The sequence below is a fragment of the Clostridium fungisolvens genome, assembly GCF_014193895.1.
In the GTDB taxonomy this organism is placed as follows: domain Bacteria; phylum Bacillota; class Clostridia; order Clostridiales; family Clostridiaceae; genus Clostridium_AR; species Clostridium_AR fungisolvens.
On the sequence record NZ_BLZR01000001.1, the window covers coordinates 1,181,433 to 1,202,195 of the forward strand.

Here is a 20,763-nt window from a genome sequence, read left to right on the forward strand (position 1 = left end):
AAGCTTAAGAAAGGAAGTGAACCATTAGAAGATATGAACAAAAGAAAAAAGATAATAACATTAATTGGAGTAATAATATTGATATGCACTGCTTTTGGATTTTTTCAGTTTAGAAAAAATAAATCTAACAACATTTCTGTAAAAACTATAATAGTAACAAAAGAGAACATTAAGTCTTACTTAAATACAACAGGAGTTGTTAAGGCTAAAAATATTAGAGATTATTACGGTTCACAATTAAAAGTCACCAGCATCAACTTTAAGGTTGGAAACAAAGTGAAGAAAGGTGACGTTCTAATGAGCTTCGATACATCGGATCTGCAAAATGCTGCTAAGCAAGCTAAAATTCAATATGATAGCGCAATTTTACAAAGGCAGGATTTATTAAATCAAAATGCTAAGATAAGCAGTAAAATTAATGATCTAGATAGTGAAATAGCAGATGTTAAGAGTAAAATAGAGCAACTTAAGTTAGATAGAAATATAGCAACTAATAATTATGGATTTATAAATACTGTAAGTGCATTAAAAGACAAGATAACTAATAAGGAAAAAAAGTATTCAAAAGAGGCAACTAACATTTTGGATAATAATGAGCATGATTCCCAAATGGTTCAAACTGACAGTAGTTCAAGTGTAGCTGTTTTACAGCAGTTATCTAAAGTTTTAACTACGCTTGAAACACAAAGAAATAGCATACAGCCAATTTCAGAAGAAAAACTTAAGCAGATGGATAATACAGTTGCTCTTGCTAAGATTGCCTTTGAATCAGCTAATTCTAGACTAAAATATATGCCAGAAAATTTGACTGCTGATTTTGACGGAACTGTCACTTCGTTAAATGCAGCTATAGGAAGTATAGCGAGTCCGACATCAGCAACCGTAACTATTGAAGATTTAGAAAATTTAAAAGTAATTGTATCTCTAGGAAAATCAGATATTGATAAAGTAAAAGTAGATCAGAATGCTACAATCAGAAGCAATGGAAAAGAGTACAATGGGAAAATAACTTTTATAAGTCCTTCAGGCAAAAAAGGAGTATCAGGAATTGGTATGATGGCGGCTACCACTAGTAATGATGTAACTATGGATGCTGAAATCGAACTTTACAAATCCGATGAAAATTTAAAAGCAGAATTTGGTGTAGATGTGGATGTTTTACTTGCTGAGAGAAATTCGGTGGTAACAGTACCTATGGAAGCAATAAAAGCTGTAAAAGGAGGGCGTTATGTTGTATATACCGTAGATGCCAACAGGAAAGTATCTGAAAGAGAAGTAAAACTAGGAATACAATCTGAGACAAATGCAGAGATTCTTAAAGGTGTAAATACAGGTGAAAGAATAATATTAAATCCAAGTACTATGATAAGGGATGGGATTATAGTTAAGCTTAATAGCAGAGGTGGAGCTAATGATTGAAATATCTGAGATATACAAGACCTATAAAGCAGGAGAGTTAAACTTTACTGCGCTTAAAGGTGTAAGCTTTAACATAAAGAGAGGAGAGTTTACTTCTATTATGGGGCCATCTGGCTCGGGGAAGAGTACTTTGATGAATATACTTGGGTGTTTAGATAGATTGGATACAGGTAGGTATATACTTAATGGAGAAAATGTATCGAATATGACTGAAAATGAACTCGCAAAAGTAAGAAATAAGGAAATAGGTTTTGTTTTTCAAAACTTCAATCTTTTACCTAGGATGACTATACTTGAAAACGTAGAGCTGCCTATGATATATGCTGGTATTTCAGCTAAGGAAAGAAGGAGTAGGGCACTTTTAGCCTTAGAGAAAGTTTCACTTACAAATTGGATAAAGCATAAACCTAATGAAATATCTGGAGGGCAAAAACAAAGGGTAGCTATAGCAAGAGCTATAGTAAATTCTCCATCAGTAATTATGGCTGATGAACCTACAGGAAACTTGGATTCTCAGGTCAGTTTAGAGGTTATGAAAATATTTCAAGATTTAAATGAAGAAGGAGCCACTATAATAATGGTCACCCATGAACCAGATATAGCAATGTATACAAAAAGATTAGTGAAAGTTAAAGATGGACTAATAATTAACGATGAGAAAGTTAAAAATAGAATAATTATCAATAATACAGCGCTTCAAACGTAATTATATTGTTAAAATGTTTTTGAGTTTGAGGCATCAAGAAACGGTGTTCTAATTAATACTAATTAATTTAGGGGGATTGAGATGGACTTTATAGAAAACTTTAAGATGTCCCTAGACAGCATTAAAGCTAATAAGCTAAGATCGTTCTTGACGATGTTAGGAATAATAATAGGAATAAGTTCTGTAATTGCAATATTATCACTCGGAAATGGTGGGAAAGCTAGTATCACTGGAGAACTTGAAAAAATAGGTTCATCTACAGTGGAGTTAAAGGTGTCTGGACAACAAATTGCTAAATCAGATTATTTCAATATCAATGATGTGAAGGCTATAAAGGATAAGAGTGAAAATGTTAAATACATATCTCCATTAATACAAAAATCAGGAATAGTAAGGGTAAATGATAGAAGTAAGAGGGCTGTAGTATATGGGGGGAACACAGATTTTAGTTATATACAGAATTACGAGTTCCTCTTTGGGCGCTTTTTCAATGAAAGAGAGATGGAAGATGGAAAAAATGTAGCTGTTATCGACGAAATCACTGCTGAATATCTATTCGGGTATAAGGATATTATAGGAGAGTCTATATTAATAGGAAGAAATAATTCACCTAAAAAAGTGACAGTTATTGGTGTAACAAAATCTTCTGAGCTTATGGTAGGTTTTGCACAAGATCAAATTCCGGCTTTTATAGCTATGCCAGTTGCTACTATAGAAAATATTTATGATCTTAGTGATAATTTTGATAGTATGTACGTTTTAGCTGAAACTAAAGATAATGTTGATACTGCAACAAGTGATTCAATAAATATTTTGGAGTCTAGACATAATAACAAAGGTAAAGATGCATATACTGGAGAGAAGCTTATGAAACAGGTTGAGCAAGTAAATAAGGTTATAGATATCTTTACTTCGTTTATAGGAGCAGTTGCAGCTATATCTCTGCTTGTAGGTGGAATTGGAGTAATGAACATTATGCTTGTATCAGTAACCGAAAGAACAAGAGAAATAGGCATAAGAAAGGCAATAGGAGCAACTACTAACTTGATCTTAGTTCAATTTCTAACTGAATCTGTAATTATATCTTTAATAGGTGGAGTAATTGGAATGATTATAGGTATTTTAGGTGCTTTTGCTATAGGTAGGTTAGCTAACGTTACACCTATTCTGTACATTAAACACATATTTCTCGTAATATTATTTTCTATGAGCGTAGGAATATTTTTCGGTATTTATCCTGCTCGAAAAGCTGCAAAGTTAGATCCAATAGATGCATTGAGATATGAATAAACAATAAAAAGGATATCGTCTGTTAGATTTTTTGCGTAGACATTAGAAAAGGCAGATGGACAAAAAACTCGCTGAAAAATATTACTTCAGCGAGTTTTTTATGGCTATTCTTTTGAAGAATATTTTATAGAAAGTGCAATTAGCTTCTTTACAATCATTTTGGAAACTGGAAAAGGAATTTTATAGGCTTCAAGGCTTTTCATAATTGAACTATTATTTTCTTCTATTTTACCAAATATTTGATTAACCTTATCGCTAGTCAGTTTATCATCAAAGTCATTATCTATATCTTCAAAAAGTTGAACAGGGACAGGTACATAACCTCTATTAATCTCAGTGGAACTGTTAAAAAGTGAATTAAACCAATATGTTGAAGAAAGCTTTATTTTGTTGAAGTTATCTCCAATTGCAGACCTATTATTAAACCCATTCAAGTAAAGATTGTTTGTAAATGGCATTGAATTTTCGGTGAATGGAACTACGTTCTCTGAAAAAGGAGCTGAGTTTTCTAAAAAAGGAACACTATTCTCTGAGAATGGAACAAAATTATCTGAAAATGACTTAGTATTATCATAAGTAGATAATAGATTTTCAGAGAAAGGAGAATCATATTCTCCTATAAATGGCTCAAAACTCAAATCATCATTAATTGGTTTATCCATGTACTTCCTATCAGGATACATTTTAATACCTCCAAATAAAACTCTTATAATTATATGTTTAAATAATATGAAGATTTAATGAAAGTAGACTAATATATTCAAAATTTAATTTTTATTATAGGAGATGTTAAAACATCGTGTTGAAATTAAATGGTCATCCATCCGATGTTTTAATGAGCTTACGCAAAGAATTAATATGATTTTGTCATATTCCATGGCTAAAACTGTAAACTCACTACGTTCGAACAGTACAGTTTTTTAACGCCATTCCATCTGACCAAATCATTTAATTCTAATAGCTCGCTCATAGAACATCTCCTGTATAACCATTTAATTTCAACAATATCATTAACCGTATCATGATCATATGTTATATCGGTGTATGAAATTAAATATATAACATTTTAGGATATGTTGAGTATTGTATTACTGTGGTTGGTATTCTAATGAGTTTCGCAAGTAATTGGTATGAATGCTTCTTTCAAAAACCTCATATAGCTATGCAATATTGAAATAATTGTAAAAATATAAGAATATGAAGAGTTTGATGTACATTAGTACGAGGTGTGAATAGTATATATTGGAGGGAGTTTGTTATGATGAAAAAAAGAGAAATGAACTTTAGAGAATTATTTTTGGGTATAGAACAAGCTATTCCTTTAGCAAATGGACGAAAAATAACTCCTATTAATTTCGATAATGCTGCTACCACACCTGCAATGAAGCAAGTTTTGCGCTGTGTCAATAAGTTTTTACCTCTTTATGGATCTATAGGTAGAGGCAAAGGATATAAATCAAAAGTTAGCACAGAACTATATAACGATGCTAGAGATGAAATATTAAAGTTTTTCAATCTGAGCGATAGGGATGACTACACTGTAATATTTGTAAAAAATACAACTGAAGGCATTAATACTCTTGTTAATGTTTTGATTGAAGATAGTTCAGAAACTGTTCTAACAACTAGAATGGAGCATCATTCAAATGACTTACCATGGAGAGAAAAATGTGAAGTTGAGTATGTTGAGGTAGATCATAATGGGAGATTAAAAATTGATCAATTTCAAGAAAAATTAGATAAAGCTAGAGGAAGTATAAAACTAGTTAGTGTAACAGGGGCCTCCAATGTTACTGGTTATATAAACGATATTCATAAAATAGCTAGAATTGCTCATAAAAATGGTGCTGAAATAATAGTCGATGGGGCACAATTAGTTCCGCATAGAAAAGTTGATATGAATTGTGTAGACGAGGATGATGATATCGATTATTTGGTTTTTTCTGCTCATAAGATGTATGCGCCTTTTGGAAGTGGAGCGATAGTTGGTAAGAAGCATAAGTTTAATAATAAGTTGCCCTTATTAAAGGGGGGAGGAACAGTAGATATTGTTACCGATGATGAAGTTTACTGGTTAGATGCACCTGAGAGAGATGAAGGTGGTACTCCAAATGTGTTAGGGGTTATAGCTTTGGTAGCGGCTATTTATGAGTTCAACAGGATTGGATTTAATAACATTGAGGAGCATGAAGACTTACTTAGAGATTATCTCTCAGAGGGGCTAAGAAGTATGCCAGATGTTATTTCCTATGGGGATTTAAATGATAAAAACAAACTGGGATTAATATCTATTAATTTAAGAGATATTTATCATGAAGAACTAGCTGGTATGTTATCGGACTTAAGAGGAATAGCTGTAAGAAGTGGTTGCTTTTGTGCTCAGCCGTATGCTAAACGTTTATTGGATGTTACAGATGAAGAAGTGCTAAGTTTTATACGTGGAAGTAGAGGTAGAAAACCTGGTATGGTAAGGATAAGCTTTGGTATGTACAATACAGTAAATGAAATTAATGAGTTTCTAAATGTATTGGAGTATATAATAAGAAAACATCTATACTAATAAATTGTTTGCTTATCTAACAGGAGATAGTGAAACAATACAGGCTATATGAACCAGATATTCATATAGCCTGTATATATATGTAAACATGAAATTAAGAATAATTACATTCTGAAAACTCTATATTTTGGTAGAGAGTCTGAAAGCTTATAAGCCGGTTGATCAAAAACTAATGGTTTAAGATATTCAATTGCTTCAATAGTTAGGTTATTACCTTCTTCATTTATCCATTCTGTAGGAAAATACTTAACCTTATTAGCTACCTTATCTGCTTCTATCAAGAAGGTAGAAGAACTATAAACTTCAGTTTCTTCTCTTTTTATAGCTACCATATAACCAGAATGGCCATCTGCAGCATACTTAAGAGCATCTCTTCCAACCATTTTAGCTTCATCAAAATCAACTTTTGATGCTGAATGCATAGCACATCTTTGTAAAACTCCAAGTTCTAGTGTTTTTACTCTATTAGTTATACCTGCATTTATTATTAGAGTACGAAGATAATGAGCAACACCACCAAGTTGAGTATGACCGAATTTATCATGTGCTCCACCTTGGGAAGACATTGTTAGAAAGTTACCATTTTCGTCTCTAAGACCTTCAGATGCTACTATGTAAACATGGTTATTTCTCTTAAATGTTTCTCTAACATCATTTATAAACTTTATCGTATCAAAAGCAACTTCTGGTAGATATATGAAATCAGCTGCTTTTTTGTCCCCCACGCTAGCTAGAGCTCCAGCAGCAGCTAACCAACCAGTATCTCTACCCATTGTTTCTAATATGAATATTCCATTATCCGTATATACAGTAGAATCTAAGTAGGTTTCTATTGTAGAAGTAGCTATGAATTTTGCAGCACTACCAAAGCCTGGTGTATGATCAGTAAACATTAAATCATTATCTATAGTCTTTGGAATACCTATAAATTTAATATCGATATTATGATCTTTTGCATATCTGCTAAGTTTAGCAGTAGTATCCATTGAGTCATTTCCACCTATATAAAAGAAAGCCTTTATATTTAGTTCATTAAGTATAGACATAAGGGAAACATATTCATCTTCACATACTGAAGAATCTTTTAGCTTGTACCTACAAGAACCTAACCCAGATGATGGAGTATGTTGAAATACTTCAAGCTCTGCGCTATCCATTTCAGATAAATTAATTATCGTTCTATTTAATATTCCTTCTATACCATTTAATCCAGCATAGACGTTGTCATATATATTTAAATCCTTATTAGCTTCAACCAAACCAAAAACACTAGAATTTATAACTGAAGTTGGGCCTCCTGATTGGGCAACAATACAATTCATTATATCTCTCCTTTGTACTGAGTAGTTTAAATGTGCTATACTATTTGTCTAAATAATATGTACAATGAATACTATACTACAAAATATGATAAATATAAAGTCTATTAGAGTAAATACATATAATTTATATATTTAGAATTGTCTCATAATTAAGCTTAAATATTATGGAAGATTTAATTTTTTTAGATGTAGTATTTGAAGAATAAATTTGAAACCTTAAAAATACAATATTATTGTATGAATTTATGCAAATATATGCTTAAATTTTGAAAGTTAAAAGAAAAGAGGGACAAACTATGGAAATGAAAAGTTTATTAATTATCTCAGTTGCACTGGCAATGGATGCATCGGCCATTGCTCTGAGTATAGGTATAAATTGTGCTGTTAGTAAAACTAAGAAAATACTTTTCGCTATTTCATTCGGTTTCTTTCAGTTTTTGTTATCATTTATAGGTACTTATTTTGGTGTATTATTTGAAGAATATGTTACTTCTATACCTAACATAATAGGCGGTATGGTGATTGCTTTTACAGGTGTAATGATGATAAAAGATGGGATGGAGCAAAAAGATGAATGTTTACTGCTCAATCCAAAGATGTACTTTATTCTTGGAATTTCGGTAAGTATAGATGCTTTGGTAGTTGGATTTACAGTGTTTCACCATGTTGAAAGTACAATTTCTATATTGTTTAACTCTATAACAATTGGCTTGGTAACATTTGTGCTTAGTATTTGTGCTTTTTTCTTTTCAAGATATATGAGAAGAATAGAACTGATTTCAAAATATGCAGATTATATAGGTGGTATAATCCTTCTACTTTTTGGATTAAAAATGATATTTGCATAATCTTAGATTTATACGCTCAATGATCAGATTATATGTAAAACCTTTATTGCTATGAGAAAGGGAATTGAAATATAAACTTTATTATGAAGCGATACATCTACAAGATAAAATTGGACAAGTATAATATGAAAGAACTCAATGCAAAATTATATACAATTCAATATGTTGAAAACAGCACAATATATGTTATAATGAAATAAAAATGTTAGGAGCAAAATATGAGAGTTGGCGAATACTTAGGTGAAAAAGGAATAAAGGTTACAAAGAGTAGGATAGCCATATATAAAATTCTCTCAGACAATGATTCTAGTGTTTCTGCAGATTATATTTATGATAGATGTAAATCAGTTGGGATGGATATAAATCTTTCAACAGTATATAGAACTTTGGAAGTATTTGAGGCTAAACAAATAATTGAAAAATTCGATTTAGGTAATGGAAAGTACTCGTTTGCTATAAGAAAAAATAAACATATGCATAAAATAGAGTGTTCTGAATGCCATAAGGAGATAGAAGTGCCATGTCCAATGCAGCAAATTGAAGAAATCCTTAAGAATCAAACGGGATTTGTGTTAACAGAACATAGGTTAGTGCTTAAAGGAATATGTGAACAATGTAAAAATAAAGATTAAACTAAGTGTAAATAAATTGTGAATTGTAAAATTTATTTTTAAGTTTCATTTAAACAGAATAACACTGAATATATATAGCTTTATTTTAAAAATATTTATGTTTAGGTATGATGACAGTTAAATTAATTACATAATTATGAATTAATTAATAATAGATATGGAATAATATAATGCTATGATTGTTTTCACTACATAAAAGTGAAATAATCATAGCTATTTTTAATTAAATGGATTAAATATCTAATTTTAAGCATATATAGCGAAAAACTATCTATTGACTCAAATAAATAATTCCCATATACTTTGAATATAAAAAAGTTTGATTATCAAAATATATTTAGGAGGCAATATGAATAATACTCATAGTATTATCAATTCTCTTCTCGTGGATATCTTTAATGAGATTTTAAATATAGAAGAATATGCATTGCAATCTGGTAGATTCAATGATGTGTCTATAACAGAAGTTCATACTGTTGAGGCTATAGGTTATTATGATTCAAAAAGTATGAGTGAAGTAGCCAAACAATTAAGTATAACAGTTGGCACACTTACGATTGCAATAAATAATCTTGTTAAGAAAGGTTATGTTGAGAGAGTAAGATCTGAGGAAGATAGAAGAGTAGTTAAAATTAGTCTTACCAAGAAAGGTAAGTTACTTTATAGAATTCATGAAAAGTTTCACTTAGAGATGGTAAAAGTAACAGTGACAGACTTATCTGAAGAAGAAGAAGCTGTACTGGTTCATGCTCTACAAAAATTAAATGTGTTTTGTAGAAATACATATGATTTATTTAATAAAGAAAGCAAGGAGTAGTTATGGTTTATACAAAGATAATATCAACAGGAAGTTATGCACCAAATAATATAGTTACTAATGATGATTTATCTAAAATAGTTGAAACAGATGATCAATGGATTAGTTCTAGAACAGGAATAAGAGAAAGAAGAATTTCTTTAGGAGAAAACACTTCAGCATTAGCTGCAAAAGCTGGCTTAGATGCAATAAATAATGCAGGACTTACGCCAATGGATATAGATTTGCTAATAGTAGCAACAACTACTCCAGATATGTTTACACCATCAACAGCATGCATAGTTCAAGATATCATTGGAGCTAAAAAAGCTTATGCTTTTGATGTAAGTGCTGCATGTTCAGGTTTTATATATGCTTTATCTGTAGCCGATAAAATTATGAGAGCAGGAGAAGAGGTTAATGCTTTAGTAATAGGAGCAGAAACCCTTTCTAGAATAGTAAACTGGAATGATAGAGGCACTTGTGTTCTTTTTGGAGATGGAGCTGGTGCAGTAGTACTTAAGAAGAGTGAAGAAAAGGGAATAATAAGTTCTGTGCTAGGATCCGATGGAACTTTGGGAAGAAGTTCTCTTACGTCTGGAGAATTCGTTCCTAAGAATCCATATATTGAAAATGATAATAAAGAAGATGATATCTATATAAATATGGATGGAAAAGAGATCTTTAGATTTGCAGTTAATAAGATTCCGCAAGCAGTAAATGAAGTGTTAGCAAAAGCTGAAACCTCGTTAGATGAAGTAAAGTTAATATTTCCACACCAAGCTAATCTTAGAATCGTGGACGCTGCGGCTAAGAAACTAGACTTACCTAAAGAGAAGTTTTATGTAAATCTAAATAAGTATGGTAACACATCAGCTGCATCTATTCCTTTAGCATTAGATGAAGCAAATAAAAATGGATTGCTTCAGCAAGGGGATAAGTTAGTTTTAGTTGGTTTTGGTGGAGGACTCACTTGGGGATCTGTATTCTTACAATGGTAGAATTAACTTAGGTGTAAACAAGTTGCGAAACTTAATATTAATTAAAAAAAGTTTGCCAATTTTACTGGCTCAACAAAAGTAAAATAAAGTAGCCATCTTTTTTAAATAGAACTAAAAGGTGATTTTTTTAAGATTATGTCTTTATTTTAAATAGGTAGCCGGATAAATATAAATTATGAAATTATTAGGAGGAAAAAATAATGGTATTAGAAAAAATAAAAGAGGTAATAGTAGAACAATTAGGAGTAGATGCTGATGCAATAACACTTAAAACAACATTCCAAGAAGATTTAGGTGCTGATTCTTTAGATTTATTCCAAATAATCATGGACTTAGAAGAAGAATTCAATGTAAAAATAGAAGACGTAGAAGCTATAAAGACAGTTGGAGATGCAGTTACTTATATCGAAGAGAGAGTTTAATCCTTAGGAGGAAAATATGATTAAGGCAGATATTTGTGAACTTCTAAATATACAATACCCTATCTTACAAGGGGGTATGGCTTGGGTAGCAGATGCATCATTGGCATCTGCTGTATCAAATGCTGGGGGTCTTGGAATAATTGCAGGAGCAAATGCACCGGTTGAATATGTTAGAGAGCAAATAAGAAAAGCAAAAACTTTGACAGATAAACCTTTCGGAGTAAACATAATGCTTTTAAGCCCAAATGCAGATGAATTAGCTAGAGTAGTTTGCGAAGAAGGTGTAAAAGTTGTAACTACTGGAGCTGGTAACCCAGGAAAATATGTTGAGATGTGGAAAAATAACGGAATAAAGGTTATTCCAGTTGTACCTTCAGTGGCATTGGCAAAGAGAATGGAAAGATGTGGTGCAGATGCTGTTATTGCAGAAGGTTGCGAATCTGGTGGTCATGTAGGTAAGCTTACTACTATGGCTTTAGTACCACAAGTAGTAGATGCAGTAAATATACCAGTAATAGCTGCAGGTGGTATTGGTGATGGAAGAGGAATTGCAGCAGCAATTATGCTTGGTGCAAAAGGAGTGCAAGTTGGTACTAGATTTTTAGTTGCTAAAGAATGCACTATACATCAAAATTATAAAGATATTGTAATAAAGGCTAAAGACATAGATACAATGGTTACTGGAAGAGTTACAGGTCATCCAGTTCAAGTTATCAAAAATAAGCTTGCTAAAAGATTTGAGGCATTAGAAAAAGAGAATGCTCCAGTTGAAGCTTATGATGAACTAGGACGTGGGGCTTTAGCTAAGGCTGTTGTTGAAGGGAATCCTGACGAAGGTTCGTTTATGGCTGGACAGATAGCTGGTATGATATCAAAAGAACAAAGTTGTGAAGAAATCATAAAAGAGATGTTTGATAAATATGATGAACTTATAGCGAAGTTTAACTAGGAGGATATGATGAAAATAGCATTATTATTTTCCGGCCAAGGTGCACAATACGTTGGAATGGGAAAAGAATTATATGATAATTATGAGGTTGCAAGAGAAATATTTAATGAAGCTGATGAAGCCTTAGGATTTTCACTTAAGGCTATGTGCTTTGAAGGCCCAGACACAGAATTAAATAAAACTGAAAATACTCAACCTGCTATTTTAACTACATCTATTGCTGCTCTTAAAGTTATACAAGAAAAAGGAATAAATTTTGATGTAGTTGCTGGGCTTAGCTTAGGTGAATACTCAGCCCATGTTGCGGCAGGAACTATGAGCTTTAATGATGCAGTAACTTTAGTGAAGAAAAGAGGATTCTTTATGCAGGAAGCTGTACCTCTAGGTGTAGGGGCAATGTCTGCAGTACTTGGTATGGATAAAGATGTTCTTAATTCATGTGTTAACGAATGCAAAGAGTTTGGCGTAGTTGAAGTGGCTAATTATAACTGCCCAGACCAAATAGTTATTGCCGGTGAAAAGGATGCTGTTGAAAAGTGCGGTGCTTTACTGGCTGAAAGAGGAGCAAAAAGAGTTATTCCATTAACTGTGAGTGGTCCTTTTCATACATCGATGATGAAGCCAGCAAGTGAAAGATTATTTGGAGAATTGGATAAAATAGAATTAAATGAATTAAGTATTCCACTTATTAGTAATGTTACTGCTGAATATGTAAGTTCAACTACTGATATAAAGCCTTTACTAGTTAAACAAGTAATGAGCTCAGTAAAATGGGAAGATTCTATAAAACTTATGATAAATGATGGTGTAGATACTTTTATAGAGGTTGGACCAGGGCGTGCTCTAAGTGGCTTTGTTAGAAAGATAAGCAGAAATGTAAATATATTTAATGTTGAAGACATTAAATCTTTAGATAAAACTATTGACGGATTAAGCAAGTTAAATTAATAGGAAGGTGTGAATTCATGTTAAAGGGAAAAACTGCAGTAATTACTGGAGGAAGTAGAGGAATAGGAAAAGCTATTGCTATTAAGCTTGCTGAAATGGGAGCTAATATAGTAGTTAACTATAGAAGTAGCTCTATAGACGAAGTTTTAACTGAGATAAAATCATTTGGTGTAAATGCTATAGGTGTGCAATGTGATATATCTAACAGTGAAGACGCTGATAAACTTATAAAGACAGCATTCGCTGAGTTTGGTTCTGTAGATATACTTGTTAACAATGCAGGAATAACTAAAGATGGACTAATAATGAGAATGAAAGATCAAGATTTTGACAGTGTTATAAATACAAATCTTAAAGGTACATTCAATACAATAAGATCAGCATCTTCTATAATGATGAAGCAAAGAAGTGGTAAGATAGTAAACTTGACTTCTGTAGTAGGCATTACTGGAAATGCAGGTCAAGCAAATTATGCTGCATCAAAAGCAGGGGTTATAGGTCTTACTAAATCTGTAGCTAGAGAACTTGCTTCTAGAGGTATAACATGTAATGCGGTAGCACCTGGATTTATAGAAACAGATATGACAGACGCATTATCAGATAAAGTGAAGGAAGCTACACTAAATACAATTCCTTTAAAGAAATTAGGAACTACTGAAGATGTTGCTAATCTTGTAGGATTTTTAGCAAGCGATTTATCAAATTATATTACTGGCCAGGTTATAAATGTTGATGGCGGAATGGTTATGTAAGGATGGTGGAATGATGGAAAGAAGAGTTGTAGTAACGGGAATGGGAGCGATAACTCCTTTAGGAAATAGTGTTGACTCTTTTTGGAATGGTATTAAAGAAGGCGTTTGTGGAGTAAACGAAATAAAAGCTTTTGATACTACTGAACAAAAAGTAAAACTTGCTGCAGAGGTAAAAGATTTTGTCCCTGAAGAATATATAGACAGAAAAGAAGTTAGAAGAATGGATAGATACTGCCAATTTGCATTAGCTGCAGCACAACAAGCAGTAGAAAATTCAAAATTGGATCTTGATAAAGTTAATAAAGAAAGATTAGGAGTTATTGTTGGTTCAGGTATAGGAGGTCTTGCTACCATAGAAGAACAAACTATAAAACTTCATGAAAAAGGACCTACAAGAGTTTCACCATTTTTCATACCTATGTCAATATCAAACATGGCTGCAGGTAATATAGCTATAAGATTTGGTGCAAAGGGAATATGTACTTCAGTAATAACTGCTTGTGCAAGTGCTACTAATTCTATAGGTGAAGCTTTTAGAAACATAAAATTTGGATATAGTGATATAATGATAGCAGGTGGTGCTGAAGCTTCTATAACACCTCTTGGTATAGCAGGATTTGCATCTATGAATGCTTTATCAAAAAATGAGAACCCTAAGAGAGCATCTATTCCTTTCGATAAAGATAGAGAAGGCTTTGTTATGGGAGAAGGTGCAGGAATACTGATCCTTGAAGAATTAGATCATGCACTAGCAAGAGGAGCAAAGATATATGGAGAAGTAGTTGGATATGGAAGCACTTGTGATGCTTATCACATGACTTCACCTTCACCAGAAGGCGAAGGCGCTGCTAGAGCTATGGAACTTGCTATTACAGAGGGAAACATATCTAAAGAAGAAGTAAGCTATATAAATGCTCATGGAACAAGTACTCCTTACAATGATAAATTTGAGACAGTAGCTATAAAGAGATTATTTGGAGAGCAAGCTTATAAAGTACCAGTTAGTTCAACAAAATCAATGACTGGTCATCTTTTAGGAGCAGCTGGAGCAATAGAAGCTATAGTGGCAATTAAGGCAGTAGAAGAAAACTATATACCAGCTACAATTGGTTATGAAAATGTTGATGAAGACTGTGATTTAGATTATGTAGTGAATACAGGAAGAAATCAAGAAGTTAAGTATGTACTTTCAAATTCCTTAGGATTTGGTGGTCATAATGGTGTACTTCTATTTAAAAAATGGACTGAGAGGTAATGTTTTATGGATTATGCTTCAATTAAAGAATTGATTGGAATAATCAATTCTTCTGATCTTACAAACTTCGAAATGGAGTTTGACGGAGTTTCTCTTAAGATGAGTAAAGATAATAATGTGAGTGCTCCAAAAACAACTACAACAAAGGAAATAAAAGCTGTTGAAGCTAGCAAATTAGAATATATATCTGAAAGCAAGACAGAAAAGGTTGTTGAAGAAGTAGAAGTTAAAGGCGGAACGTACGTAAATTCTCCAATAGTAGGAACATTTTATACTTCAGCAGGTAGTGAGAAACCAGCTTTTGTAAAGGTTGGAGATAAAGTGAAAAAAGGCGATGTACTTTGTATCATAGAGGCTATGAAGATTATGAACGAAATACAAAGCGAAGTGGATGGAGAAATTGTTGAAGTACTAGTTTCTAACGAACAGATGGTAGAATACGGCCAGAAGTTGTTCAGAATTAAATAATAGGAGCTGATTTATATGTTAGATATAAAGCAAATACAAGAAATAATTCCACATAGATATCCATTTCTATTAATAGATAGAGTTTTAGAACTTGAAGAAGGAAAGAGAGCAGTAGCAATAAAAAATGTGACAGCAAATGAAAACTTCTTTCAAGGACATTTTCCAGGTCATCCAGTAATGCCAGGAGTTTTAATAGTTGAAGCTTTAGCGCAAACAGGAGCTGTAGCATTACTTTCGTTAGAAGAAAATAAAGGTAAGATAGCTTTCTTTGGCCGCATCGATAAAGTTAAATTTAGAAGACAGGTAGTTCCTGGAGATACTTTAAGACTTGAAGTTGAGATAATTAAAGCAAAAGGACCAGCTGGTATAGGAAAAGGCATAGCATACGTAGGCGATGAAAAAGCTGTTGAAGGCGAGTTTATGTTCGCTATAGGAGACTAATTCCTTAATTGAGGTGATTAAATGATAAGAAAGATACTTATAGCCAATAGAGGAGAAATAGCAGTAAGAATAATAAGAGCATGTAGAGAGATGGGAATAGAAACTGTAGCTGTTTACTCAGAAGCAGATAGAGATTCCCTGCATGCACAAGTTGCTGATGAAGCAGTTTGTATAGGACCTGCAAAATCTAAGGATAGCTATTTAAATATGGGCAATATAATCAGTGCCGCAGTACTTACAGGAGCACAGGCTATTCACCCAGGATTCGGATTTTTATCAGAGAACTCAGTATTTGCAAGAATGTGTGAAGAATGCAATATTAAGTTTATAGGACCATCACCTAGTACTATAGAAATGATGGGAGATAAATCAAAAGCAAGAGAAGTAATGATAGATGCTGGAGTTCCAGTTGTTCCTGGAACAGAAGGTATTATAGAAACTTTAGAAGAAGCTTATAATAGTGCTGAGAATATAGGATATCCTGTTATGGTAAAAGCTTCTGCTGGTGGTGGCGGAAAAGGTATTAGAATTGTTCATAAAAGGGAAGAATTAGAGAAGGCATATGAAACAGCAAAAAGTGAAGCAAAGGTAAACTTTGGAGATGACAGGATCTATATGGAAAAGTTTATAGAAAATCCTAGACATATAGAGTTTCAGATATTAGGTGATGAGCACGGAAACATAATTCACCTAGGAGAAAGAGACTGTTCACTTCAAAGAAGAAACCAAAAGGTTTTAGAAGAAGCTCCTTCTGTTGTTTTAGACAAGGACTTGAGAGACAGAATGGGAAATGCTGCAGTAAAAGCTGCAAAAGCTGTGGACTATAAAAATGCCGGAACTATAGAATTTCTTCTTGATAAAAATGGAAGATTCTACTTTATGGAAATGAACACTAGAATACAGGTTGAGCATCCAGTCACTGAGATGGTTACAGGTATTGACTTAGTGAAAGAGCAAATTAAAATAGCAGCAGGAGAAAAACTTTCAATTACACAAGAGAGCTTAGAGATAAAGGGTCATGCTATTGAGTGTAGAATAAACGCCGAAAATCCACATAGAAACTTTGCACCTTCTCCAGGAAAGATAGAATTTCTTTTCATGCCAGGAGGAAATGGTGTAAGAATTGACAGTGCAGTGTATAATGGATATGTAATTCCACCTCATTATGATTCTATGATAGCGAAACTAATAGTTTTTGGTAAAACTAGAGAAGAAGCTATAGAAAAGATGAAAAGAGCCTTGTGGGAATTCACTATAGATGGTATTGATAATAATATAGACTTTCAATTAGAAATATTGAATCATCCGAAATTTATAGATGGAAAGTTTGATACCGGATTTATAAATAAGGAAATAATAAAATAATAGGTGAAAGCTTATGGGATTGTTTAAAAAGAAAAAATATTTTACTGTTCCTATGAATGTAGAAACAAGTAAGGCAGAGGAGGAGAATCAACCTGCAATTCCGGATGGAATGTGGGTTAAATGCAACTCCTGTGGAAAGATTATATACAAAAAAGAAATAGATGAAAATCATAAAATCTGCACTAACTGTGGTGGATACTTTAGAATGTCTGCAGATGAGAGAATAGCATCAATAATTGATAGGGGAACTTTTAAGGAATTTAACTATGGAATGATAGCTAAAAATCCATTAAATTTCCCTGGATACAAAGATAAGCTTATTGAAAGTCAAGAAAAATCAGGTATCACTGACGGAGTAACTACTGGTCTTGGAAAGGTGAACGGCAAAAATGTAGTATTAGCTGTTATGGATAGTAATTTTATGATGGGTAGTATGGGCTCTGTAGTAGGAGAAAAGATAACTCAAGCTATAGAGATTGCCACAGCTAGAAAAGAACCAGTAATTATCTTTACATGTTCTGGTGGAGCTAGAATGCAGGAAGGCATTCTTTCACTAATGCAAATGGCGAAAACAAGTGCTGCTTTAAAGCGACATGATGAGGCAGGTTTATTATATATATCAGTTATTACAGATCCTACAACTGGTGGAGTTACAGCTTCTTTTGCCAGTCTAGGTGATATAATTTTGGCTGAACCTAAAGCTCTTATAGGTTTCGCAGGAAGAAGAGTAATAGAACAGACCATAAAACAAAAGCTTCCAGATGAATTTCAAACTTCTGAGTTTTTATTAGAACATGGCTTTGTTGATAAAATAGTGAAGAGAGAAGAAATGAAGGAAACTTTATCAGTACTTCTTTTGCTTCATGGATGTAAATAAGGATGTGACTTTATGAGTGAAGTATTAAGTGCATGGGAAAGATTAATGATAGCACGTATGGCTGATAGGCCAACTGCTTTAGATTATATTGATAGAATATTTACTTCTTTTGTTGAACTTCATGGAGATAGATCCTTTGGAGATGACAAATCTATAGTTAGCGGTATTGGAATGTTAGATGGTGAACCTGTTACTATAATTGGCATTCAAAGAGGAAGAGATATTAAGGAAAATATAGAAAGAAATTTTGGAAGCCCAAATCCAGAAGGATATAGGAAAGCTTTGAGACATATGAAGATGGCTGAAAAGTTCAATAGGCCTATAATATGTCTAGTAGATACAAAAGGAGCTTTCTGTGGTGTAGGAGCTGAAGAAAGAGGCCAAGGAGAAGCAATTGCAAAAAACCTTATGGAGATGGCTGGCATGAATGTTCCTATGATATCTATAATAATAGGCGAAGGTGGAAGCGGTGGTGCACTTGCTTTAGCTTTAGCGGATAGAGTATGGATGCTTGAAAACTCAATATATTCAATTCTTTCACCAGAAGGTTTCGCATCTATATTGTGGAAGGATTCAAAAAGAGCTAAGGAAGCTGCTGAAGTTATGAAGATAACATCTTTGGATCTATATAAGATGGGTGTCATCGATAAGATAATAAAAGAACCTGTTGGTGGGGCTCAAAAAGATGTGGATTTTGTAAGTATAAGCATAAAGGAAAACCTAGTAAAAGAACTTAAAGTTCTAAAAGAAAAAACAAAAGAAGAATTACTAGAGTTTAGATATAGAAGATTTAGAAAATATGGTGAATTTGATTATATATAATAGGCATAAAAAATCTCTAATGTATCTTTCATTAGTGATTTTTTTACTGTATAGGAAAGTATAAAATCCAAAGGGACTCAAAGTGAGCCCTTTGGATTTTATACATACCCATTTAATCCTCTTATTGAGACTTCTCCAGAATAAAGAGGTCTTACACTACCATCTTCATAGGAAACCATAAGGTTCCCATCTTCATTTAAATCTATTGCTTTCGCAAAAGTTTCATTTCCTCTATGTATTATCTTTATATCTTTTCCTAAAACTGATGAATTTGATTTACATATGTCTAAAGCTGTCTGTACAGAGCCGTTTAGTAGGAATTCTTTGTAAAGTATTTCAAAATTATTAAGGATATCAGCTAAAAGGATTTTTCTATCAACTACTTTAGAACCTTCTATCCTAAGAGAAGTTGCTTTATCTATAACTTCTTCAGGAAAATCTGATGATTCCAGATTCACATTGATTCCCATGCCAATTACTATGTAATTAATTTGAGATAGTTCACAACTCATCTCAATTAAAATTCCACCAATTTTTTTATTGTTAAGGATTATATCATTTGGCCATTTTATCATAGTATTAAATCCATGTTTAAGCATTGCTAAATGTACTGCTGCAGCAGCAACTTGGGTTATTCTAGTAACCAATATTGGGTCAATGGCTGGTTTTAATATAACTGAGAACCATATGCCCTTATATTTAGGCGATATCCATGTTCTATCAAAGCGACCTTTACCTAAGGTTTGCTCTTCGGCAATAACAACAGTTCCGTCTTTGGCTTCGGTGGCTATTTTTTTACTATAGGTATTTGTGGAGTCTATCGAGTCAAAATATAAGATATCTTTAACAAAGTTGCTGTTGTTTAAATAAGGCTTTAGCTCTGATTTATTCAAATGATCTGGAGAGAATATAAGCTTATAACCTTTTTTTGTGTAGGACTCTATATTGTATCCGTCTTCCTTCAAAGATTTTATGCTTTTCCATACTGCAGATCTTGTTATTCCAAATTCCTTGCAGATAGTTTCACCAGATACGAAATCTTTACTTTCCTTTAGTATTTCTAAAATTTTTTCCTTCATAAAACACCTTTATCCTATAAATCATTCTTTTTTAAAGAGTATGAGTACTATTATTAATAAAGCTACTGAAGTTAAGGCTATAGTACCACCTGGAGCAGAATTAAAATAATAGGATGTTATAAGTCCTACTAAAATATCTATAACTCCAAAAATCATTGAAAGGATTAAAGTAACTGAAAAACCCTTTTTCATCTGCATAGCTGTAGCCACAGGAACTACAATTATGGAGGATATAACTAATATTCCCATGACCCTTATAGAAACAGATATGGTTGCACCTACAATTAATGTAAAAATGTAGTTGACCAATTTTACATTGATTCCAGATACTTTTGCACCTTCTTCATCAAAGGTTGTATATATTAATTTCTTATAAAGTAGTGCTATGGTTACAAAGCATATCAATCCTATAATGCTTATGAGATACAAATCGCTTTTAGAAACAGTCAAAATACTTCCAAAGAGATAACTGTTAACTTTGGCACTGGCTTTACCACTACTTATTAATACAATGGCTATACCTAAACTTAATGTTAAAATTATAGACATTACAAGTTCTGCATACTTTTTAAAGTAATCTCTTAATAACTCTATTACAATGGCGCATACGGATGTGAAAATAAATGCTGTAATTATTGGGTTAAAACCAAAAACTAATCCGATTGCTACTCCAGCAAAAGACGAATGTGATAACGTATCTCCAATCATAGAGTATCTTTTTAAAACTAAGAATAAACCTATACAGGGACATAACAGTGATATAATAAATCCTGCAAGAAAGGCATTCCTCATAAACTCAAGTTCAAACATA

The 20,763-nt window shown here is 32.6% G+C and carries 22 protein-coding genes; 18 read left to right on the forward strand and 4 right to left on the reverse strand.

Annotation, left to right across the window (positions count from 1 at the left end; genetic code table 11):
• Positions 1-33 precede the first annotated feature (33 nt).
• From bsdtw1_RS04615 to bsdtw1_RS04625, 3 genes are all read left to right on the forward strand, one after another.
• Positions 34-1,419, forward strand: a complete 1,386-nt coding sequence (locus bsdtw1_RS04615) for an efflux RND transporter periplasmic adaptor subunit (RefSeq protein ID WP_183276432.1) — start codon at positions 34-36, stop codon at positions 1,417-1,419.
• Positions 1,412-2,125, forward strand: coding sequence for an ABC transporter ATP-binding protein (locus tag bsdtw1_RS04620; protein WP_183276433.1), 714 nt, complete (start codon positions 1,412-1,414; stop codon positions 2,123-2,125). Before bsdtw1_RS04615 ends, bsdtw1_RS04620 begins: the two co-directional genes overlap by 8 nt.
• 81 nt (positions 2,126-2,206) lie before the next feature.
• Complete coding sequence (locus bsdtw1_RS04625) at positions 2,207-3,415, forward strand: ABC transporter permease (protein WP_183276434.1); 1,209 nt, start codon at positions 2,207-2,209, stop codon at positions 3,413-3,415.
• Positions 3,416-3,519: 104 nt separating this feature from the next.
• On the opposite strand, the gene bsdtw1_RS04630 is transcribed toward bsdtw1_RS04625, so the two are convergent.
• Entirely contained in the window at positions 3,520-4,098 is a 579-nt protein-coding gene (locus bsdtw1_RS04630) for a hypothetical protein (RefSeq protein WP_183276435.1), read from the reverse strand.
• A gap of 575 nt (positions 4,099-4,673) precedes the next feature.
• On the opposite strand from bsdtw1_RS04630, the gene bsdtw1_RS04635 reads away from it, so the two are divergent.
• On the forward strand, positions 4,674-5,975 hold the full coding sequence (locus bsdtw1_RS04635; RefSeq protein ID WP_183276436.1) for an aminotransferase class V-fold PLP-dependent enzyme: 1,302 nt from the start codon (positions 4,674-4,676) through the stop codon (positions 5,973-5,975).
• 104 nt (positions 5,976-6,079) lie between these two features.
• On the opposite strand, the gene bsdtw1_RS04640 is transcribed toward bsdtw1_RS04635, so the two are convergent.
• Positions 6,080-7,297 (reverse strand): 6-phosphofructokinase, encoded by a 1,218-nt coding sequence (locus tag bsdtw1_RS04640; protein WP_183276437.1) that lies wholly within the window; start codon positions 7,295-7,297, stop codon positions 6,080-6,082.
• A 296-nt stretch (positions 7,298-7,593) separates the two neighbouring features.
• Here bsdtw1_RS04640 and bsdtw1_RS04645 point away from each other — a divergent pair, with 296 nt between their 5' ends.
• The 14 genes from bsdtw1_RS04645 (at position 7,594) to bsdtw1_RS04710 (ending at position 18,873) form a co-directional block, all read left to right on the forward strand.
• Positions 7,594-8,145 carry a manganese efflux pump MntP gene (locus bsdtw1_RS04645; protein ID WP_183276438.1) on the forward strand — a complete coding sequence of 184 codons (552 nt, stop codon included), beginning with the start codon at positions 7,594-7,596 and terminating at the stop codon, positions 8,143-8,145.
• 218 nt (positions 8,146-8,363) lie between these two features.
• Positions 8,364-8,777, forward strand: a complete 414-nt coding sequence (locus bsdtw1_RS04650; RefSeq protein ID WP_183276439.1) for a Fur family transcriptional regulator — start codon at positions 8,364-8,366, stop codon at positions 8,775-8,777.
• A 349-nt stretch (positions 8,778-9,126) separates the two neighbouring features.
• Positions 9,127-9,594: a MarR family winged helix-turn-helix transcriptional regulator gene (locus tag bsdtw1_RS04655; protein ID WP_183276440.1), complete on the forward strand. Its 468-nt coding sequence runs from the start codon at positions 9,127-9,129 to the stop codon at positions 9,592-9,594.
• A gap of 2 nt (positions 9,595-9,596) precedes the next feature.
• A complete protein-coding gene (locus tag bsdtw1_RS04660; RefSeq protein WP_183276441.1) occupies positions 9,597-10,574 on the forward strand; it encodes a beta-ketoacyl-ACP synthase III in 978 nt (325 codons plus the stop codon).
• 200 nt (positions 10,575-10,774) lie between these two features.
• On the forward strand, positions 10,775-10,996 hold the full coding sequence (acpP, locus tag bsdtw1_RS04665; RefSeq protein WP_183276442.1) for an acyl carrier protein: 222 nt from the start codon (positions 10,775-10,777) through the stop codon (positions 10,994-10,996).
• A gap of 16 nt (positions 10,997-11,012) precedes the next feature.
• Entirely contained in the window at positions 11,013-11,945 is a 933-nt protein-coding gene (gene fabK, locus bsdtw1_RS04670; protein WP_183276443.1) for an enoyl-[acyl-carrier-protein] reductase FabK, read from the forward strand.
• Between the two features lie 6 nt (positions 11,946-11,951).
• Complete coding sequence (fabD, locus tag bsdtw1_RS04675) at positions 11,952-12,893, forward strand: ACP S-malonyltransferase (protein ID WP_183276444.1); 942 nt, start codon at positions 11,952-11,954, stop codon at positions 12,891-12,893.
• 17 nt (positions 12,894-12,910) lie between these two features.
• Positions 12,911-13,645, forward strand: a complete 735-nt coding sequence (gene fabG, locus bsdtw1_RS04680; protein WP_183276445.1) for a 3-oxoacyl-[acyl-carrier-protein] reductase — start codon at positions 12,911-12,913, stop codon at positions 13,643-13,645.
• Between the two features lie 13 nt (positions 13,646-13,658).
• Entirely contained in the window at positions 13,659-14,900 is a 1,242-nt protein-coding gene (fabF, locus tag bsdtw1_RS04685; RefSeq protein ID WP_183279734.1) for a beta-ketoacyl-ACP synthase II, read from the forward strand.
• A 6-nt stretch (positions 14,901-14,906) separates the two neighbouring features.
• Positions 14,907-15,368 (forward strand): acetyl-CoA carboxylase biotin carboxyl carrier protein, encoded by a 462-nt coding sequence (gene accB / locus bsdtw1_RS04690; RefSeq protein WP_183276446.1) that lies wholly within the window; start codon positions 14,907-14,909, stop codon positions 15,366-15,368.
• A gap of 15 nt (positions 15,369-15,383) precedes the next feature.
• Positions 15,384-15,809 (forward strand): 3-hydroxyacyl-ACP dehydratase FabZ, encoded by a 426-nt coding sequence (fabZ, locus tag bsdtw1_RS04695; RefSeq protein WP_183276447.1) that lies wholly within the window; start codon positions 15,384-15,386, stop codon positions 15,807-15,809.
• A gap of 21 nt (positions 15,810-15,830) precedes the next feature.
• On the forward strand, positions 15,831-17,174 hold the full coding sequence (locus tag bsdtw1_RS04700; protein ID WP_183276448.1) for an acetyl-CoA carboxylase biotin carboxylase subunit: 1,344 nt from the start codon (positions 15,831-15,833) through the stop codon (positions 17,172-17,174).
• Positions 17,175-17,187: 13 nt separating this feature from the next.
• Positions 17,188-18,051, forward strand: coding sequence for an acetyl-CoA carboxylase, carboxyltransferase subunit beta (gene accD, locus bsdtw1_RS04705; RefSeq protein WP_183276449.1), 864 nt, complete (start codon positions 17,188-17,190; stop codon positions 18,049-18,051).
• A gap of 12 nt (positions 18,052-18,063) precedes the next feature.
• Complete coding sequence (locus bsdtw1_RS04710) at positions 18,064-18,873, forward strand: acetyl-CoA carboxylase carboxyltransferase subunit alpha (RefSeq protein ID WP_183276450.1); 810 nt, start codon at positions 18,064-18,066, stop codon at positions 18,871-18,873.
• A gap of 98 nt (positions 18,874-18,971) precedes the next feature.
• On the opposite strand, the gene bsdtw1_RS04715 is transcribed toward bsdtw1_RS04710, so the two are convergent.
• Both bsdtw1_RS04715 and bsdtw1_RS04720 read right to left on the reverse strand, forming a co-directional pair.
• Positions 18,972-19,952, reverse strand: a complete 981-nt coding sequence (locus bsdtw1_RS04715) for a biotin--[acetyl-CoA-carboxylase] ligase (RefSeq protein ID WP_183276451.1) — start codon at positions 19,950-19,952, stop codon at positions 18,972-18,974.
• 21 nt (positions 19,953-19,973) lie between these two features.
• Entirely contained in the window at positions 19,974-20,762 is a 789-nt protein-coding gene (locus bsdtw1_RS04720; protein WP_183276452.1) for a metal ABC transporter permease, read from the reverse strand.
• Position 20,763 lies beyond the last annotated feature (1 nt).

Coding starts and splice junctions, on each gene's coding strand:
- acpP (WP_183276442.1), top strand. CDS start 10,775: ATGGTATTAGAAAAAATAAAAGAGGTAATAGTAGAACAATTAGGAGTA.
- accD (WP_183276449.1), top strand. CDS start 17,188: ATGGGATTGTTTAAAAAGAAAAAATATTTTACTGTTCCTATGAATGTA.
- bsdtw1_RS04635 (WP_183276436.1), top strand. CDS start 4,674: ATGATGAAAAAAAGAGAAATGAACTTTAGAGAATTATTTTTGGGTATA.
- bsdtw1_RS04620 (WP_183276433.1), top strand. CDS start 1,412: ATGATTGAAATATCTGAGATATACAAGACCTATAAAGCAGGAGAGTTA.
- bsdtw1_RS04660 (WP_183276441.1), top strand. CDS start 9,597: ATGGTTTATACAAAGATAATATCAACAGGAAGTTATGCACCAAATAAT.
- fabG (WP_183276445.1), top strand. CDS start 12,911: ATGTTAAAGGGAAAAACTGCAGTAATTACTGGAGGAAGTAGAGGAATA.
- fabZ (WP_183276447.1), top strand. CDS start 15,384: ATGTTAGATATAAAGCAAATACAAGAAATAATTCCACATAGATATCCA.
- bsdtw1_RS04715 (WP_183276451.1), bottom strand. CDS start 19,952: ATGAAGGAAAAAATTTTAGAAATACTAAAGGAAAGTAAAGATTTCGTA.
- accB (WP_183276446.1), top strand. CDS start 14,907: ATGGATTATGCTTCAATTAAAGAATTGATTGGAATAATCAATTCTTCT.
- fabK (WP_183276443.1), top strand. CDS start 11,013: ATGATTAAGGCAGATATTTGTGAACTTCTAAATATACAATACCCTATC.
- bsdtw1_RS04630 (WP_183276435.1), bottom strand. CDS start 4,098: ATGTATCCTGATAGGAAGTACATGGATAAACCAATTAATGATGATTTG.
- bsdtw1_RS04650 (WP_183276439.1), top strand. CDS start 8,364: ATGAGAGTTGGCGAATACTTAGGTGAAAAAGGAATAAAGGTTACAAAG.
- bsdtw1_RS04710 (WP_183276450.1), top strand. CDS start 18,064: ATGAGTGAAGTATTAAGTGCATGGGAAAGATTAATGATAGCACGTATG.
- bsdtw1_RS04615 (WP_183276432.1), top strand. CDS start 34: ATGAACAAAAGAAAAAAGATAATAACATTAATTGGAGTAATAATATTG.
- bsdtw1_RS04655 (WP_183276440.1), top strand. CDS start 9,127: ATGAATAATACTCATAGTATTATCAATTCTCTTCTCGTGGATATCTTT.
- bsdtw1_RS04640 (WP_183276437.1), bottom strand. CDS start 7,297: ATGAATTGTATTGTTGCCCAATCAGGAGGCCCAACTTCAGTTATAAAT.
- bsdtw1_RS04625 (WP_183276434.1), top strand. CDS start 2,207: ATGGACTTTATAGAAAACTTTAAGATGTCCCTAGACAGCATTAAAGCT.
- fabD (WP_183276444.1), top strand. CDS start 11,952: ATGATGAAAATAGCATTATTATTTTCCGGCCAAGGTGCACAATACGTT.
- bsdtw1_RS04645 (WP_183276438.1), top strand. CDS start 7,594: ATGGAAATGAAAAGTTTATTAATTATCTCAGTTGCACTGGCAATGGAT.
- bsdtw1_RS04700 (WP_183276448.1), top strand. CDS start 15,831: ATGATAAGAAAGATACTTATAGCCAATAGAGGAGAAATAGCAGTAAGA.
- bsdtw1_RS04720 (WP_183276452.1), bottom strand. CDS start 20,762: ATGTTTGAACTTGAGTTTATGAGGAATGCCTTTCTTGCAGGATTTATT.
- fabF (WP_183279734.1), top strand. CDS start 13,659: ATGGAAAGAAGAGTTGTAGTAACGGGAATGGGAGCGATAACTCCTTTA.